The organism is Streptomyces sp. WG7, from assembly GCF_049975785.1.
Lineage (GTDB): Bacteria > Actinomycetota > Actinomycetes > Streptomycetales > Streptomycetaceae > Streptomyces.
On the sequence record NZ_JBNGGE010000063.1, the window covers coordinates 19,517 to 37,816 of the forward strand.

Sequence of the window (18,300 nt, forward strand, 5' to 3'; positions counted from 1 at the left end):
GACCGCACCCCTCCGGTCTCCCGGAGAGACCCCGGCCGGGGCCTCACACGCACACGTTCTCAGTGCTCAGGCGGCGACGACGTCCACTGCCTCGGCGGGCGCCTTGATGGTCACCCGCTCCGGTGGCACACCGGTCACCGACACGGAACCCAGCATCGGGCGCACCGGGGCCGGCACGGTCTCGCTGGGCGTGGCCGCAGCGGACTGGGCCAGCTCGGCGAGGGCCAGTTCGTCGCTCACTTCCCGCATGAGCTCGGACATCCGTACGTCCAGCGCGTCGCAGATGGCGGAGAGCAGCTCGGAAGAAGCCTCCTTCTGCCCCCGCTCCACCTCGGAGAGATAGCCGAGTGAGACTCGGGCGGACGAGGAGACTTCGCGCAGAGTACGGCCCTGGCGTTGGCGCTGCCGACGCAGCACGTCACCCAGCAGGCGACGGAGCAGAATCATCGGTGGCTCCCTCCTCGGACCGTGTAACCGCATCCTTCACGCCCCACCGTACCGCCTCGCGCCGCGGCCGTGCGGGGAGCGATGTCGTGTTCACTCTGGGCTGCAAACATCAAAACCCCCCGTTCTGTTCCGTATCCTGTGCCCGCTCATTCCCGGTCTGTTCGCCCGCAAGCTCCCTCAAAAGGAGTGCGAGTACGCTCCGTACACTCTCCATACGAATTTCCGCGCGGTCGCCGTTCAACCGCAGCGCCTCCACTTTTCCGCCAGAGGCGGAACCGTCGTCTGTTCCGAAGGGCCCGTCGACGGCGACGAAGACCGTCCCCACCGGCTGCCCGTCCTGCGGATCCGGGCCGGCGACGCCCGTCGTCGCGATGCCCCAGTCGGCACTCAACGCCTTGCGGACGCCCGCCGCCATCTGGGCGGCGACCTGGGGATCCACCGCTCCACGCGCCGCGAGCAGCGTTGCGTCGACGCCGAGCAGTTCCCGCTTCAGTTCCGTCGCGTAGGCGGTCACGGACCCCCGGAAGGCCCTGGACGCTCCAGGGACCGCCGTGATCTCGGCCGCCACCATTCCACCGGTCAGTGACTCGGCGACCGCGAGGGTCTCACCCTTGACCGTGAGTAGTCGCACCACGTCGGCGGCCGTGGAACTCAAGCTTCCGTCTCCTTCAACGCCGCTCTGCGCTCGGCGATTCCCTGACGGCGCAGCACAATGGCCTGCTTCACGTAGTCCAGTCCCGTCACCACGGTCAGGACGACCGCCGCCGCCATCACCCAGAACCTCAGGGTGGCCAGCGGCCCCGTCAGTGCCAGGACGTACATGCCGACGGCGATGCCCTGGGTGAGGGTCTTGAGCTTGCCCCCGCGGCTCGCGGGGATGACGCCGTACCGGATGACCACGAAACGCAGCACGGTGATCCCGAGTTCCCGGCCGAGGATGACGGCCGTCACCCACCACGGCAGGTCGCCCAGGGCGGACAGACAGATGAGCGCCGCCCCCATGATCGCCTTGTCGGCGATGGGGTCGGCGATCTTCCCGAAGTCGGTGACGAGGTTGTAGGTGCGTGCCAGGTGGCCGTCGAAGAGGTCGGTGATCATGGCTACGGCGAAGGCCGCCCAGGCGAACGACCGCCAGGCCGGGTCGTACCCGCCGTTGCCGAGCATCAGCGCGACGAAGGCCGGCACCAGGAGCAGGCGGAGCATCGTCAGCAGGTTGGCGACGTTCCAGACGCTCGCCTGGTTGACCGCGGCGGCCGCGATCTTGCCGCCGCGCCCGGCCGCACCGCCCTCGGTGGCACCTCGTTCCGCCGCACCCCGTTCCACGGCGCCTCCCGGAGTCGTACGCTCCGCCGGTTGCTGAGCGGCGCCCGAGGCGCCACGGGGGCCGGCCCTGCGCGCGCCGGAGGAGCCCCCCGCGGCGGACGCCGGGACTCCGGTCATCTGCCGGCCTCCTCACTCCACTCGGGCGAGCCCGGCAGCGGTTCGGCCACCAGGTCGACACCCTCCGTACCGACCACCTTCGCCTCGACCATACGACCGACACTCAGGCCTTCGCCGCTCGTGACCAGCACCTGGCCGTCCGTCTCGGGTGCCTGGTGCTCCGCGCGGCCGCGCACGCCGTCCCCCTCGTCGGCGGACTCCACGGACTCGACGAGCACGCGCACGGTCGCGCCGACCCGCTCCTCGGCGCGCTGCGAGACGAGTTCCTCGGCCAGGCGGGACACGCGTGCCAGCCTCTCGGCGACGACGTCCTCGTCCAGCTTGTCGCCGTAGGTCGCCGCCTCGGTGCCCTCCTCGTCGGAGTACCCGAAGACGCCGATGGCGTCCAGCCGCGCGTGGTTCAGGAACCGCTCCAGCTCGGCGAGGTCGGAGGCGGTCTCGCCGGGGAAGCCCACGATGAAGTTGGAGCGCACGCCGGCCTCGGGAGCCTTGCTCCGGATGGTGTCCAGCAGTTCCAGGAATCGGTCGGTGTCGCCGAAGCGGCGCATCGCGCGCAGCACGTTCGGAGCGGAGTGCTGGAAGGACAGGTCGAAGTAGGGCACGACCTTGGGGGTGGAGGTCAGTACGTCGATGAGGCCGGGGCGCATCTCGGCCGGCTGGAGGTAGCTGACGCGCACGCGCTCGATGCCGTCGACGTCGGCGAGGTTCGGCAGCAGCGACTCCAGCAGGCGGATGTCGCCCAGGTCCTTGCCGTACGAGGTGTTGTTCTCGGAGACCAGCATGATCTCCTTGACGCCCTGCTCGGCCAGCCACCGCGTCTCGTTCAGCACGTCGCTCGGGCGGCGCGAGATGAAGGAGCCGCGGAAGGACGGGATGGCGCAGAAGGAGCAGCGCCGGTCGCAGCCGGAGGCCAGCTTCACCGAGGCGACCGGGGAGCCGTCCAGGCGGCGGCGCAGGGGCGCGCGGGGACCGGAGGCCGGGGCGACCCCCTCGGGGAGGTCGGTCGGGCCGTGTCCCGGCAGGGCGACGGAGGCACCGGCCTCCTGGCGCTCGGCGGGGCTGATCGGCAGCAGCTTGCGCCGGTCGCGCGGGGTGTGGGCGGCGTGGATGCCGCCGTTCAGGATGGTCTGCAGGCGGTCGGAGATGTCGGTGTAGTCGTCGAAGCCGAGTACACCGTCGGCTTCGGGAAGGGCCTCGGCGAGCTCCTTGCCGTACCGCTCGGCCATGCAGCCCACCGCCACCACGGCCTGCGTTCTGCCGTGACCCTTGAGGTCGTTGGCCTCCAGGAGGGCGTCGACGGAGTCCTTCTTGGCGGCCTCGACGAAGCCGCACGTGTTCACGACGGCGACGTCCGCTTCCTCGGCGTTCTCGACGAGCTTCCAGCCGTCCGCCTCCAGACGGCCTGCGAGCTCCTCCGAGTCCACCTCGTTACGGGCGCAGCCAAGGGTGACGAGTGCGACGGTACGGCTTTCAGGCATGGGCTCAAGACTACTTCGTCCCGCCGACAGCCCACGTCGACGGGGTTGCCCGATCTTGGACAACCCCGTCCGCACCAGTGCGTTCCGCGCCCCTATCCGACCTGCGGGTCGCCCTTCGTGTACGTCAGGCGTTCCACGGAGCCCGGCTGGAAGTCGTCCTCGATCTTCTTGCCGTTGACGTACAGCTGGATGGCGCCGGCGTCACCGAGGACGAGGTCGATCTTCTCGTTGTCCTGGAAGGTCTCGGAGTCGCCCTCCTTGAGCAGGCCGTCGAAGAGCAGCCGGCCGTTGTGGTCCTTCGCGGAGATCCAGCTGCGGCCGTCGTCGGCGCTGACCTTGACCGTCACCTTGTCCTGCGGAGCGGCGGCGATGGCGCTGTCGGTCGGGTCCGGCTTCGGGGCGGCCGGCTTCTTCGGCTCGGCGCTCGGCGAGGCGGACTCGCCGGCCGTCGGCTGGGAACCCTCGGCGACGCTCGCCTCGGTGCCGCCGTCGTCGCCCTTGACGAACGTGAAGCCGACGAAGCCGATCACCGCGACGATCGCGGCGACCATGGCGGCCGTCCAGTTGGGTCCGCGCCGCTCCGGACGGATGCGCTCGGCCTCGAACAGGGGTGCGGCGGGGGTCGGCGCCGGGCGCCCGCCGCGCTCGGCGTCGAACTGCGCGACCAGTTCGGCCGGGTCGAGCCCGACGGCCTTGGCCAGGGTCCTGATGTGACCGCGCGCGTAGACGTCACCGCCGCAGGGCGTGAAGTCGTCCGCCTCGATGGCGTGCACGATGGCGATGCGGACGCGGGTGGCGGTGGTGATGTCGTCGACGGTCAGCCCGGCGGCGATCCGCGCCTGCTGCAGCGCACGGCCCACGGAGGGGCGGGCCTCCGCGGAAGGGTCTTCAGGAACGTCTCGGGACACGTCTTCGATCGGACGCTCGTCTTCAGGGAAGTTGCCGTTGGACACGGGGGCGCCTTTCGAGCGTATGGCCGCCTGCGCTGGACGTTCAGTCTAGGGGGGGTACAAACGGGTGGGGCAACCGGACGGTCGTACTTTGTACGCCATCGGATCGACCACGCGTCCCGATGGTGGATTACCTGTTTGTCGTTTCCCTCAACTTGACGTACGCCATGGCTGAACGGTTGCTCAATGATCCCTAACGGGTCAGTCACGAACGGCCGCCGGCCGCCGTGACCCTCCCGCCGGGGGAACCCCGCGCGTACCGTTCCCTACCCCTCAGACTCCCCCCGGATGACCGCGAGCACGCCGTCCAGCTCGTCAGGCTTCACAAGAACGTCACGAGCCTTCGAACCCTCGCTCGGCCCGACGATGCTGCGCGACTCCATCAGGTCCATCAGCCGCCCGGCCTTGGCGAAACCGACGCGCAGCTTGCGCTGCAGCATGGAGGTGGACCCGAACTGCGTGGAGACGACCAGTTCCGCCGCCTGGCACAGCAGGTCGAGGTCGTCGCCGATGTCCTCGTCGATCTCCTTCTTCTGCTTGGTGCCGACGGTGACGTCGTCCCGGAAGACGGGCGCCATCTGGTCCTTGCAGTGCTGGACGACGACCGCGACCTCTTCCTCGGTCACGAACGCGCCCTGCATACGGGTCGGCTTGTTCGCGCCCATCGGCAGGAAGAGGCCGTCGCCCTTGCCGATCAGCTTCTCGGCACCGGGCTGGTCGAGGATGACCCGCGAGTCCGCCAGCGAGGACGTCGCGAAGGCCAGCCGGGAGGGCACGTTGGCCTTGATCAGGCCGGTGACGACGTCCACGGACGGCCGCTGGGTGGCGAGCACCAGGTGGATGCCGGCCGCGCGCGCGAGCTGCGTGATCCGCACGATGGCGTCTTCGACGTCCCGCGGCGCCACCATCATCAGGTCGGCCAGCTCGTCCACGATCACCAGCAGGTACGGGTACGGCTGGAGCTCGCGCTCGCTGCCCTCGGGCGGCTTGACCTTGCCCTCGCGCACCGCGCGGTTGAAGTCGTCGATGTGCCGGTAGCCGTAGGCGGCGAGGTCGTCGTAGCGGAGGTCCATCTCCCGTACGACCCACTGGAGGGCCTCCGCGGCCCGCTTCGGGTTGGTGATGATCGGCGTGATCAGGTGCGGGATGCCCTCGTACGCGGTCAGCTCGACGCGCTTGGGGTCGACCAGGATCATCCGGACGTCCTCCGGGGTCGCCCGCATCATGATCGAGGTGATCAGGCAGTTGATGCAGGACGACTTGCCGGAGCCGGTGGCGCCGGCGACCAGCATGTGCGGCATCTTCGCCAGCGAGTGCATGACGTAGCCGCCCTCGACGTCCTTGCCGAAGGCGACCAGCATCGGGTCGTCGTCCTCGGCGGACTCCGCGAGGCGCAGCACGTCGCCGAGGTTGACCATCTCCCGGTCGGTGTTGGGGATCTCGATGCCGACCGCGGACTTGCCGGGGATCGGGCTGATGATCCGCACGTCGGGGCTGGCGACGGCGTACGCGATGTTCTTGGCCAGTGCGGTGATCCGCTCGACCTTCACGGCGGGCCCGAGCTCGACCTCGTACCGCGTGACCGTCGGCCCGCGGGTGAAGCCGGTGACGGCGGCGTCGACCTTGAACTCGGTGAAGACGGTGGTGAGCGAGGCGACTATGGCGTCGTTGGCGGCGCTGCGCGCCTTGCCGGGGCCGCCCCGGGTGAGCATGTCGAGGGCCGGCAGGGAGTAGGTGATGTCGCCGGAGAGCTGGAGCTGCTCGGCGCGCGGCGGCAGGTCCCGTTCCTTGGGGAGCGGGGTCTTGGTGAGATCGGCGACGACCGCCGTGCCCTCGCCGGGGTGGCCCTGGTGCGCCTTGTCCTGCCTGAGCTTGCCCGGTTGCGGGCGCGCGGCCGGCACGGGCGTGGGAGTGGGCGTCGTCGACTCGCGGTCCCCCGTGGTCACGCCCTGGGTGAGGTCGGCGACCAGCGGCGAGGGCGGCATCCCGTGCAGCACGGCGCCGTCGAGCGCGGCGGCGGCCGCGGCGGCGACGTCCACGGCGTCCATCGGCCGGTTCGCCTCGGGCTGCGGCGCGGTGGACCGCCGGGGCCTGCCGCGACGCCGGGTGAGCGCCTCCTGCTCGGCCGCGTCGGGGTCGTACGGCTGTGACGCCGGTCCCCCGCGTCCGCGGCGCTTCGCGGGCAGCGCCTCGCGCCACTGTTCCTCGTAGCGCTCGTCGTCGTCGCCGAACGCGTCGGCCTCCGCCTCCGGGTCACGGACCAGACCGAGCCGCACACCGAGCAGCCGCAGCCGCTGCGGGATGGCGTTGACCGGCGTGGCGGTGACGACCAGCAGCCCGAAGACGGTGAGCAGCACCAGCAGCGGCACCGCCAGGACGTCGGTCATCGTGTACGACAGGGGGGTCGCCGCGCCCCAGCCGATGAGGCCGCCGGCGTCCCTTATGGCGTGCATGCCGTCGCTGCGCGCCGGTGAGCCGCAGGCGATGTGCACCTGGCCGAGGACGCCGATGACGAGCGCGGACAGGCCGATCACGATCCGGCCATTGGCCTCGGGTTTCTCGGGGTGCCGGATCAGGCGCACGGCGACGGCACCGAGCAGTATCGGCACCAGCAGGTCCAGCCGGCCGAAGGCACCGGTCACCAGGATCTCGACGAGGTCGCCGACGGGGCCCTTGAGGTCGGCCCAGGTACCCGCCGCGACGATCAGCGCGACGCCGAGCAGCAGCAGCGCGACACCGTCCTTGCGGTGCGCCGGGTCGAGGTTCTTCGCCCCGGCGCCTATACCGCGGAAGACGGCGCCGACGGCGTGCGCGATGCCCAGCCAGAGGGCGCGTACGAGCCGGTAGACGCCACCGGTCGGATTGGGTGCCGGCCGAGGCGCGGGCTTCTTGGCCGCGGCCTTCTTGGCCGGCGCCTTCTTCGCGGGTGCCTTCTTCGCAGCGGCCTTCTTCGCCGGAGCCTTCGCGGGAGCGGCCGCCTTCTTCGCGGGCTGCTTCTTGGCTGCGGAGGGACGTGAGGCCATAGGTGTGAGGTTACCGGGGGAGACGGCGGTCGACACGTGTGCCCACCGCTTCACCCGTTCGTGTCGCCCGCGGGAAAGTCCGGAACTGACGCTTCCGCTACAGCCGCTGACACGCCCTCACCAGTCGGCCCCGCCGGTCCTCCCGGCCCGCCCACGGACCTCAGTTGACCGCGGTCGGGCCTTCGGACGAGCCCGGCTCCAGGGCGTCCAGTGCCCGCCGCAGTCCGGTGAGCTTGCGCTCCAGATGGGCCGCCGTCGCCACCGCCGCCGCGTCCGTCGACTCGTCGCCGAGCTGCTTGGAGAGCGCCTCTGCCTGCTCTTCGACGGCCGCCAGCCGTGCCGACAGTTCGGCGAGCAGCCCGGCGGGTTCCTTGGTCTCACCGCCCGCGGCCTTGCCACCGCCCTCCAACTGGAGCCGCAGCAGCGCCGCCTGCTCGCGCAGCTGGCAGTTCTTCATGTAGAGCTCGACGAAGACGGAGACCTTCGCGCGCAGCACCCACGGGTCGAACGGCTTGGAGATGTAGTCCACCGCACCCGCCGCGTACCCGCGGAAGGTGTGGTGCGGGCCGTGGTTGATCGCGGTGAGGAAGATGATCGGGATGTCCCGGGTCCGCTCCCGTCGCTTGATGTGGGCGGCGGTCTCGAAACCGTCCATGCCCGGCATCTGGACGTCCAGCAGAATGACCGCGAAGTCGTCCGTGAGCAGTGCTTTGAGCGCTTCCTCCCCGGACGATGCCCGCACCAGCGTCTGATCGAGCGCCGAGAGGATCGCCTCCAGCGCCAGCAGATTCTCCGGCCGGTCATCGACCAGGAGGATCTTGGCCTTCTGCACCATGGCCCGCCCTCCTCGCCCCGGCGTGGGGCCTCCCCTGTCCGCAGGACTTGGGGCAGCACCGGCGGGCGCCGCCCCAGGGGACGACTCCCTTGCGCCGCCCGTCCTTGTGCCGGTCATCGTAGCCGCACCCCGCCTGTCGCCACACCCTGTCACCGTGATGTCACTGTGCACGTAGCAGAAACGCAGCGGGGGACCAGAAGGTTCCCCGAATCCCGTACTTCTACACGGCTTCGGGCACACTCGGTCAGCAACCGCGTGTGGACACCGAGGCTTCCCGCCACTCGCGCGCACCCCACGTTCGCACACCGCCCGCACGCGCCGCGCGGACGGTGCCCGTACGTACCACGGACACCGCGCCCCGGCGTACCACGGCCACCGTGCCCGACCGTACCGCAGGCGGACCGACCGGACGTACCGTCCGGTGCCCGTCCGAACCTACTCCTGCCGCATCCACTGCTGCATCACCGTCAGCAGGTGATCGGGGTCGACCGGCTTCGTCACGTAGTCGGAGGCACCCGACTCGATGGCCTTCTCCCGGTCGCCCTTCATCGCCTTCGCGGTCAGCGCGATGATCGGGAGGCCTGCGAACTGGGGCATCCGGCGGATCGCCGTGGTCGTCGCGTAGCCGTCCATCTCGGGCATCATGATGTCCATCAGGACGACCGCCACGTCCTCGTGCTGCTCCAGGACCTCGATGCCCTCGCGTCCGTTCTCGGCGTACAGCACGGACAGGCCGTGCTGCTCCAGGACGCTGGTGAGCGCGAAGACGTTGCGGATGTCGTCGTCGACGATCAGCACCTTCTGCCCGCCGAAGCGGATCCCCCGGTTCGGCTGCGGCGCCGCCTCCGGCCCGGCGCCCGGCTGCTGCTCCTGCGCCGAGGGCCGCGCTTCGGTCTCCGGGACCGCCTTGCGACGGCGCCGGAACAGCGCCGCGGCGCCGTTCTGCGAGTCGTGGTACGACGTCACCTCGGCCGGCGGTTCGGCTCGCGTCCCCGGCAGCTCGGCCATGGCGCCCGGAGACGCGAGCACCCCGCCGGGCTCCAGCGACGGAAGGGGCTGCTGGTAACCGTGGGCGGGCAGCTCGCTCGGGTGCAGCGGCAGGTAGAGCGTGAACGTCGACCCACGGCCCGGCTCGCTCTGCGCGTGGATCTCACCGCCCAGCAGCTGCGCGATCTCCCGTGAGATGGACAGTCCCAGGCCCGTACCGCCGTACTTGCGGCTGGTGGTGCCGTCGGCCTGCTTGAACGCCTCGAAGATCACCCGCATCTTGCTGGCCGCGATCCCGATCCCGGTGTCGCTCACGGAGAACGCGATCAGCTCCGCGTCCGGGTCGCTCATCGAACCGGCCTCCAGCAACTGCTCCCGGATGGCCTGCGGAACCTCGTCGCGGGCCGGCCGGATGACCAGCTCGACCGCTCCCGAGTCGGTGAACTTCACCGCGTTGGACAGCAGGTTGCGCAACACCTGGAGCAGCCGCTGCTCGTCGGTGTGCAGCGTGGCGGGCAGCTCCGGCGACACCCGCACCGACAGGTCGAGGCCCTTCTCCGCGGTCAGCGGCCGGAACGTGGCCTCCACGTAGTCGACGAGCTGGACGAGCGCGATGCGCGTCGGGGAGACGTCCATCTTGCCCGCCTCGACCTTCGACAGGTCGAGGATGTCGTTGATGAGCTGGAGCAGGTCGGAGCCGGCGCCGTGGATCGTCTCGGCGAACTCGACCTGCTTCGGGGACAGGTTCGCGTCGGCGTTGTCCGCGAGCAGCTTGGCCAGGATCAGCAGCGAGTTGAGCGGCGTACGCAGCTCGTGCGACATGTTGGCCAGGAACTCGCTCTTGTAGCGCATGGAGACCGCGAGCTGCTCGGCACGCTCCTCCAGGACCTGCCGCGCCTCCTCGATCTCGGTGTTCTTCACCTCGATGTCGCGGTTCTGCTGCGCCAGCAGCTCGGCCTTCTCCTCCAGTTCGGCGTTGGACGACTGGAGGGCCTTCTGCCGCTGCTCCAGCTCCTCGGACCGGTCCCGCAGTTGCTCGGTCAGTTCCTGCGACTGCTTCAGCAGCACCTCCGTCTTGGTGTTGACGGAGATGGTGTTGACGCTCGTCGCGATCATCTCGGCGATCTGGTTGAGGAAGTCCTTCTGGATCTGCGTGAACGGGGTGAAGGACGCCAGCTCGATGACGCCGAGCACCTGCCCCTCGAACAGCACCGGCAGGACGATCACCTGGGCGGGCGGAGCCTCTCCGAGCCCGGAGGAGATCTTCAGATACCCGCTCGGCGCGTTCTCCACGAGGATCGTGCGCTTCTCCGCGGCGGCCGTGCCGACCAGCGCCTCCCCGGGACGGAACGAGGTGGGCATGGAGCCCATCGAGTAGCCGTACGACCCGAGCATGCGCAGCTCGTACTGGTCGCCCTCGGCTCCGGCCTGCTCCTGGCCGTCGACGTGCGGCATGGCGAGGAAGAACGCCCCGTGCTGCGCGGAGACCACCGGGGTCAGCTCGCTCATGATCAGCGAGGCCACGTCCTGGAGGTCGCGGCGTCCCTGCATCAGCCCGGAGATCCGGGCCAGATTGCCCTTGAGCCAGTCCTGTTCCTTGTTGGCGATCGTGGTGTCGCGCAGGTTGGCGATCATCTTGTTGATGTAGTCCTGGAGCTCGGAGATCTCCCCGGAGGCGTCCACGTCGATCTTCAGGTTCAGGTCGCCGCGCGTCACCGCGGTCGCCACGCGCGCGATGGCACGCACCTGCCGGGTGAGGTTCCCGGCCATCTCGTTCACGGACTCGGTCAGGTCCCGCCAGGTGCCGTCGACGTCACGCACGCGTGCCTGACCGCCGAGCTGCCCCTCCGTACCCACCTCGCGGGCCACGCGGGTGACCTCCTCGGCGAAGGAGGACAGCTGGTCGACCATCGTGTTGATGGTCGTCTTCAGCTCGAGGATCTCCCCGCGCGCGTCGATGTCGATCTTCTTGGTCAGGTCGCCCTTGGCGATGGCCGTGGTGACCATGGCGATGTTGCGCACCTGACCGGTCAGGTTGGACGCCATCTGGTTCACCGACTCGGTGAGGTCCTTCCAGGTGCCCGCCACGCCCGGCACGTGCGCCTGGCCACCCAGGATGCCGTCCGTGCCCACCTCGCGAGCCACCTTGGTGACCTGGTCGGCGAAGGAACTCAGCGTCTTCACCATGGTGTTGAAGGTGTCGGCGAGCTGCGCGACCTCGCCGCGCGCCTCGATCGTCACCGTCCGCGTCAGGTCGCCGTTGGCGACGGCGGCGGCCACCTGGGAGATGTTCCGCACCTGGACGGTGAGGTTCTTCGCCATCAGGTTGACGTTGTCGCTGAGGTCCTTCCAGATGCCCACGACACCGGGCACGTGCGCCTGCCCGCCGAGGATGCCCTCCGTACCCACCTCGCGGGCCACGCGCGTGACCTGCTCGGCGAAGGAGGACAGCTGGTCGACCATCGTGTTGACGGTCGTGACGAGCTCGAGGATCTCGCCCTTGGCGTCGACGGTGATCTTCTTCGACAGGTCGCCCTTGGCCACCGCGGTCGTGACCTCGGCGATGTTGCGGACCTGCATGGTCAGGTTGTTGGCCATGCCGTTCACGGACTGCGTGAGGTCCTTCCAGGTGCCGGAGACGCCCTGCACCTCCGCCTGCCCGCCGAGGATGCCCTCGGTGCCCACCTCGCGCGCGACGCGCGTGACCTCCTGGGCGAACGACGACAGCTGGTCCACCATCGTGTTCAGGGTGTTCTTCAGCTCCAGGATCTCCCCGCGCGCGTCCACGGTGATCTTCTGCGACAGGTCACCGCGGGCCACCGCCGTCGCGACCTGCGCGATGTTGCGCACCTGCGCGGTCAGGTTCCCGGCCATGCCGTTCACCGAGTCGGTCAGGTCGCGCCACACACCGGCGACCCCGGGCACCTGGGCCTGACCGCCGAGGCGGCCCTCCGTGCCCACCTCGCGGGCGACCCGGGTCACCTGCTCGGCGAAGGCGGAGAGCTGGTCGACCATCGTGTTGATGGTGTTCTTCAGCTCCAGGATCTCCCCGCGCGCGTCGACGTCGATCTTCTGCGACAGGTCGCCCCGCGCCACGGCCGTCGTCACCTGGGCGATCTGCCGCACCTGGGAGGTCAGATTGCCCGCCATGAAGTTGACGGAGTCCGTCAGCTCCTTCCAGGTCCCCGACACCCCGTCGACGCGGGCCTGACCGCCGAGGCGGCCCTCCGTGCCCACGTCCCGGGCCATCCGGGTCACCTGGTCGGCGAAGCTCGACAGCTGGTCCACCATCGTGTTGACGGTGTTCTTCAGCTGGAGCATCTCGCCGGAGACGTCCACGGTGACCTTCTGCGACAGGTCGCCGTTGGCCACCGCCGTCGTCACCTGGGCGATGTTCCGCACCTGCCCGGTGAGGTTCCGGAACGCGGTGTTGACGGAATCCGTCAGGTCCTTCCACGTCCCCGCGGCACCCGGCACCTGCGCCTGGCCACCCAGCTCACCCTCGACACCGACCTCACGGGCCACCCGCGTGACCTCGGCACCAAAACTCGACAGCTGGTCCACCATCGTGTTGACGGTGTTCTTCAGCTCCAGCATCTCACCGGCCACGTCCACGGTGACCTTCTGCGACAGGTCACCGCTGGCCACCGCCGTCGTCACCGCGGCGATGTCACGCACCTGAGTGGTCAGGTTCCGGAAGACGGTGTTGACGGAATCCGTCAGGTCCTTCCAGATGCCCGCCGCGCCCGGCACGTTCGCCTGTCCGCCGAGCTGCCCCTCGCCGCCGGTCTCGTTGGCCACGCGCGTGACCTCGTCCGCGAAGATCCGCAGCGTCTCGGTCATCTGGTTGATCGTCTCGGCGAGCTGCGCGACCTCGCCGCGGGCCGGCACCGTCACCTTCTTCGACAGGTCGCCGTTGGCGACCGCGGTCGTCACGTGGGAGATCTCCCGCACCTGGGCCGTCAGGTTCCCGGCCATGGTGTTGACGGAGTCGGTGAGCTCCTTCCACACCCCGGCCACGCCCGGCACCTGCGCCTGCCCGCCCAGGGCGCCCTCGGTGCCGACCTCGCGGGCGACGCGCGTCACCTCGGACGAGAACGCGGAGAGCTGGTCCACCATCGTGTTGACGGTGTTCTTCAGCTCCAGCATCTCGCCGGCCACGTGAACCGTGACCTTCCGGGACAGATCCCCCTTGGCCACCGCCGTCGTCACCAGCGCGATGTCCCGCACCTGCGCGGTGAGCCGGTACGCCATCGTGTTGACGGAGTCCGTGAGGTCCTTCCACGAACCGGACATTCCACGCACCCGGGCCTGACCGCCCAGCTTGCCCTCGGTGCCGACCTCGCTGGCCACCCGTGTGACCTCGTCCGTGAACGTCGACAGCTGGTCGACCAGGTTGTTCACGGTCCGCCCGACCTTCAGGAACTCACCGCGCAGCGGCTGCCCGGTGCCCTCCGCCGTCTGCGTCCGCAGTTCCATGCGCGGCGACAGATCACCGTCCGCCACCGCCGACAGCACCCGGCTGACCTCGGAGACCGGCCGTACGAGGTCGTCCACGAGCGCGTTCGAGTTGTCGATCGCGGTCGCCCAGGACCCCTCGCAGGCGCCCGTCTCCAGCCGCTCCGTGAGCTTTCCCTCACGCCCGACCATGCGCCGCACCCGGGCCAGCTCACCCGTGAGGTGGAGATTGCGGTCGGCCACCTCGTTGAAAACCGCCGCGATCTCCGACATCACGCCGTCGCCGGACACGGTGAGCCGCTTGCGGAAGTTCCCCTCCCGCATGGATACGAGGGCGGCGAGCAGCCGATTCAGCGCGGCCGTGTCCACGGTCGTACTGCCACCCCGCGTTTTGCCCTGGTTACTCAGGGACTGTCCGCCTTTCGCGCGCGTCTTCGTGGCCCGCGTCGCTGCGCCAGACTCCACTGTGTCCCTCCCGCAGGGGTCGACCGTTACTGCTGTGCCCGGTTGCCACCGCTCGGCGGACCGGTTACTGCCGCGTTCTTCTGTGCTGCCGCGCGATCCGAACCGGCTCGCCGGACCGCTTCCAGGGCTGCTGCCCGCCGCACTCGGCGCGCATTCAACCTGCCCTGACCTTCGTAGGAAGCCTGCCCAGTGTTTCACCCCGGCCGAACCCGGCCATAACAGTTCGGCAGCTTCGCACATCGTCCGCACACCCTCTGGGCGGAAACACTGCAGACCGGCATCCGCGCGGACGGCGAAGGTAAGTAACCTTGCATGCGGCTGTCGGGCCACGCCGGTGCGTCCGGTCTGGGCGGCGGTGGCACGGAGACGAGCGGGCATCGGAGGGGCGGCCGGAATGACCACCGGACTGATCCCGGGGGAGCAGCCCCCGGATCCCGGGCCGACGGGTGGGCTGCCGCAGCAGCGGAGTGAGCCGGTCGGCCATGAGGCCGTGCCCGGGGAGAGAGTGTCGAGGAGTTCTGTGATCACCGCGCGCGCGGCCGCCAGCTTCGAGCCCGTCGGACGGTCGGTGGCGAGCGCCCGGTCCTTCGTCCGGGACACGCTCCAGGGCTGGGGCCATGCCGACATCGTCGACGACGCCGTGGTGCTCACCAGCGAACTGGTGACCAATGCCGTGGTGCACGCCGGCACCACAGCCGATGTCGTCTGCCTGCGCAGCGACGACGGCGTACGGATCGAGGTGGCCGACCACTACCCGGAGCGCGAGGTCCCCCTCCAGGGCTCCCCCGCCCAGATGGGCAGCCTCGACCGCGAGGGCGGTCGGGGACTCCAGCTGTGCGCTGCCCTGGCCGACCGCTGGGGCGTCGAGTACACGTCCACCCTGAAGAACGTCTGGTTCCATCTCCATCTCCCGCAGCGCCCGGTCGGCACCCGCGCAGCAGGCCCCTCCCTCCCGGCGGATCTCCTCCCCCTCGCCGACGCCCGCGTCCGCGTCGCCGTCGTGCAGATCGACCGCGCCGGCGCCGTCTCGTCGTGGAACGAGGACGCCGAGGAACTCTTCGGCTATCCCGCCGATCAGGTCACGGGCAAGCCGCTGACCGACCTCGCCGCCTGGCCGCACACCCCCGGCACCAGCACCGGAATCGTGGAGGCGCTCCAACTCTCCCGCTGGGAGGGCAGCTACGGCATAAGGGGCGCCAACGGCCGTGTCACACCCGTCTACGCCTCCCACCTCCGCGTCCGGGACGCCGCCGGTGAGCCGTCCACGGTCTGCCTCCTCGTCCGGGAGCACGAACGCGCGGTCCTGCAGACGCCGTCGCGCGTACCGTCCTCCGACTCCTCCTCCTCCGAGGGCCAGAGTGCCGATCCCTTCGAGGTGTTCATCGGCTCCCCCGCCCCGGACGATCTCGACGGCCTCCTCCAGCGCACCGTGGAACGCGCCCGCGACATGCTCGACGCCGACGCCGCCTTCCTGCTCCTGGCGACCGACGACGAAACCGAGTTGGAGGTCCGCGCCTCGACCGGCCTGCCCTCCGCCCGCCAGCGCTTCGCGCGCGTCCCGGTCGAGGCCGGCCCCGGCCGCTACGGCTCCGCGCGCATGCCCGCCGTCCACGACGACCTCGCGGCGGTGCCCGGCGCCGTCCCCCTGTTGAACGGCACGGGCATGCGCTCGGTCGTCACCGTCCCCCTCAAGGTCGAGGGCCGCCTCACCGGCTCCCTCGGCGTCGCGGCCGAGTCCGCCGGCCGGTACTCCAACGAGGAGGCGCTGCGCCTCCAGTTCGCCGCCGACCGCATCGCCCTGGCCGTCGAGTCCGCCCGCCTGGGCGAGTTGGAACGGCTGCGCCGCGGCTCGCTCAGCTTCCTCGTGGAGGCGTCCGACCTCCTCGCCGGCACCCTGGACCGCGATCAGACGCTGGCCCTGATGGCGCAGATGACGGTCCCGACCCTGGCCACCTGGTGCGCCGTCTACACGATCGCCGACCAGGCGTCGGAGCCGTATCTCTCCTATGTCCTGCACGAGGACGAGGAGCTCATCGACGGCATCAAGTCCCTGCTGTCGAAGATCGCCCCACCCGACCCGGTGCCCACCCCGGGCGCCCGTGTCTGGTCGGCGCCCGGTGAGGTGGCCCACCAGGCGGCACTGCGCACCTCCATGCGCGACCTCGGTCTCAACGGCGGCCCTACGCGTCAGCTCAGCAGCGGCATCGGCCCGACCCTCGCCACGGCCTCCGCGGTCGGCGGCGAGACCGTGGTCCTCCCGTTGGTCGCCCGCAACCGCGTCATCGGCATGCTCACGCTGGGCAAGCCGACCGACGAGCACTTCCGCCAGGAGATCCTCGAACTCGCCGAGGACCTGTCCCGCAGGGCCGCCCTGGCCCTGGACAACGCCCGCCTGTACTCGGAGCGCACGGCCATCAGCCAGTCCCTCCAGCGCAGCCTCCTGCCGCCGGAGCTGCCCCTGATCGACGGCGTCGAGGTCGAGGTCATCTACCGCGCGGCCGGCGAGGGCAACGAGGTCGGCGGCGACTTCTACGACCTCTTCCCGATCAGCGACGGCGCGTACGGCTTCGCCATCGGCGACGTCTGCGGTACGGGCCCGAACGCGGCGGCTGTCACGGGCCTGGCCCGGCACGCCCTGCGCCTGCTGGCCCGCGAGGGGCTCAGCGGTCCGGCGGTCTTGGAGCGCCTCAACTCGGCCATCCTCGACGAGGGCGCCCGCAGCCGCTTCCTCACCCTGCTGTACGGCGAGATGCGCCCGCAGGAGGACGGCGGCGCGGAGCTGAGGGTGGTCTGCGCCGGCCACCCCCTTCCGCTCCGCCTGCGCCAGGACGGCACGGTAGAACCGGCAGCGGAGCCTCAGCCTCTCCTCGGTGTCATCGAGGACCTGGAGCTGTACGAGCAGACGGTCACCCTCGACCCGGGTGACGTCCTGCTCTGTGTCACGGACGGCGTCACCGAGCGCCGTGAGGGCACGCGCATGCTGGGCGACGACGGCCTCGCCGACGTCCTCACGACGTGCACGGGCCTGACGGCCGGCGCGGTGGCGGCCCGCATCATGCGCGCGGTCGAGCGCTTCGCGTCGGACGCACCGTCCGACGACATGGCGATTCTCGCGATGCGCGTCCCGGAGCCGCACACGGACTAGCGCACCGGACCCGGGACCGGATCCGGGCATGCGAAAGGCCCCGCCCAATCGGGCGGGGCCTTTGCGGTGGAGCCCCCAAACGGAATCGAACCGTTGACCTTCTCCTTACCATGGAGACGCTCTGCCGACTGAGCTATAGGGGCCTGTTGCTTTCCGGGGTTTCCCCCGTGGCAACGGAATAGATCATACCCCGAACGGGCGGGTGGTCCCAACCAGGGATTTCAGTACGCGGCCTGGAGAAGACCGCCGAGGGCGTTGCAGGCGGACACGATCCGCTGCATGTCCCGCTTGGTCAACGAGGCGTCGACCGGCAGGGCGAGCGTCTCGTTCGCGGCCCGCTCCGTTTCCGGCAGCGACACGCACCGCCGGAAGCCGGGCATCCGGTGCACCGGCGTCTTCACCGGCACCCGGCACTCGACTCCCTTGCCCCGCACGGCCCGGGCGAACGCGTCACGGTCCGGCCGCCCGTTGCCGGGCACCCGCACCACGTACTGCTGATAGGTGTGCCCGTCAGCCCAGTCCGGGATACGCACGCCCCTCAACTTCCCGTCGAGGTAGGCGGCCCGCTGCCTGCGCTGTGCCATCTCCTCGTACGACATCTCGGAGTCGCCCTGCTCCAGCACGAGCAACCCGTGCCGCTGCCCGACGCTGTGCAGCGCCGTCATGTCCGCCGGCCTCCCGAACCGGTGTACGGCCACCACGGCCGCGCTCCGGGGTGTCAGCGCCGCCTCCACCGCGCTGGCGTCCAGGCAGTACGTCTCCGGGTCTATGTCCGCGAAGACCGGCAACGCGCCGATCAGAGCGACGGCTTCGGCGACTTCCGCGTTGCCGAAGGCAGGTACGACGACCTCGTCGCCGACTCCGACGCCGGCGGCCCTGAGCATTGCTGCAGTACCCATACGAGTGATGGTCGTAGCGCAACGTGAACTTGAAGTGACGGACGACAAAAAAGGGTTGGACCCAGAACCGAAAGTTCTGGGTCCAACCCTTTGAATGATTGTTCGGCGGCGTCCTACTCTCCCACAGGGTCCCCCCTGCAGTACCATCGGCGCTGTAAGGCTTAGCTTCCGGG

Annotated in this window: 10 protein-coding genes, 1 tRNA gene and 1 rRNA gene; 1 reads left to right on the plus strand and 11 read right to left on the minus strand. The window is 70.1% G+C overall.

Features of this window, described 5'->3' with window-relative positions; translation table 11 throughout:
* Window positions 1-66 precede the first annotated feature (66 nt).
* From ACP4J0_RS35045 to ACP4J0_RS35080, 8 genes are all read right to left on the minus strand, one after another.
* Window positions 67-447: a helix-turn-helix domain-containing protein gene (locus tag ACP4J0_RS35045; protein ID WP_007387871.1), complete on the minus strand. Its 381-nt coding sequence runs from the start codon at window positions 445-447 to the stop codon at window positions 67-69.
* A gap of 109 nt (window positions 448-556) precedes the next feature.
* Window positions 557-1,102: a CinA family protein gene (locus tag ACP4J0_RS35050; RefSeq protein ID WP_426602978.1), complete on the minus strand. Its 546-nt coding sequence runs from the start codon at window positions 1,100-1,102 to the stop codon at window positions 557-559.
* A complete protein-coding gene (pgsA, locus tag ACP4J0_RS35055) occupies window positions 1,099-1,887 on the minus strand; it encodes a CDP-diacylglycerol--glycerol-3-phosphate 3-phosphatidyltransferase (RefSeq protein ID WP_426602980.1) in 789 nt (262 codons plus the stop codon). The genes ACP4J0_RS35050 and pgsA overlap by 4 nt, the downstream gene beginning before the upstream one ends.
* Window positions 1,884-3,365 (minus strand): 30S ribosomal protein S12 methylthiotransferase RimO, encoded by a 1,482-nt coding sequence (gene rimO / locus ACP4J0_RS35060; RefSeq protein WP_426602982.1) that lies wholly within the window; start codon window positions 3,363-3,365, stop codon window positions 1,884-1,886. The genes pgsA and rimO overlap by 4 nt, the downstream gene beginning before the upstream one ends.
* A gap of 92 nt (window positions 3,366-3,457) precedes the next feature.
* Window positions 3,458-4,318 carry a helix-turn-helix domain-containing protein gene (locus tag ACP4J0_RS35065; RefSeq protein ID WP_426602984.1) on the minus strand — a complete coding sequence of 287 codons (861 nt, stop codon included), beginning with the start codon at window positions 4,316-4,318 and terminating at the stop codon, window positions 3,458-3,460.
* 263 nt (window positions 4,319-4,581) lie between these two features.
* Complete coding sequence (locus ACP4J0_RS35070) at window positions 4,582-7,338, minus strand: DNA translocase FtsK (protein ID WP_426602986.1); 2,757 nt, start codon at window positions 7,336-7,338, stop codon at window positions 4,582-4,584.
* A gap of 160 nt (window positions 7,339-7,498) precedes the next feature.
* A complete protein-coding gene (locus ACP4J0_RS35075; RefSeq protein WP_426602988.1) occupies window positions 7,499-8,173 on the minus strand; it encodes a response regulator in 675 nt (224 codons plus the stop codon).
* A 435-nt stretch (window positions 8,174-8,608) separates the two neighbouring features.
* Window positions 8,609-14,083, minus strand: a complete 5,475-nt coding sequence (locus tag ACP4J0_RS35080; RefSeq protein ID WP_426602990.1) for a HAMP domain-containing protein — start codon at window positions 14,081-14,083, stop codon at window positions 8,609-8,611.
* A gap of 394 nt (window positions 14,084-14,477) precedes the next feature.
* Here ACP4J0_RS35080 and ACP4J0_RS35085 point away from each other — a divergent pair, with 394 nt between their 5' ends.
* Window positions 14,478-17,228: a SpoIIE family protein phosphatase gene (locus tag ACP4J0_RS35085; RefSeq protein ID WP_426602992.1), complete on the plus strand. Its 2,751-nt coding sequence runs from the start codon at window positions 14,478-14,480 to the stop codon at window positions 17,226-17,228.
* Between the two features lie 67 nt (window positions 17,229-17,295).
* Here the strand turns inward: ACP4J0_RS35085 and ACP4J0_RS35090 are convergent.
* The 3 genes from ACP4J0_RS35090 to rrf form a co-directional block, all read right to left on the minus strand.
* A tRNA-Thr gene (locus ACP4J0_RS35090) sits at window positions 17,296-17,371 on the minus strand.
* Window positions 17,372-17,449: 78 nt separating this feature from the next.
* Window positions 17,450-18,112: a DegT/DnrJ/EryC1/StrS family aminotransferase gene (locus ACP4J0_RS35095; RefSeq protein ID WP_426602994.1), complete on the minus strand. Its 663-nt coding sequence runs from the start codon at window positions 18,110-18,112 to the stop codon at window positions 17,450-17,452.
* 115 nt (window positions 18,113-18,227) lie between these two features.
* A 5S ribosomal RNA gene (gene rrf, locus ACP4J0_RS35100) occupies window positions 18,228-18,300 on the minus strand; the annotation flags it as partial.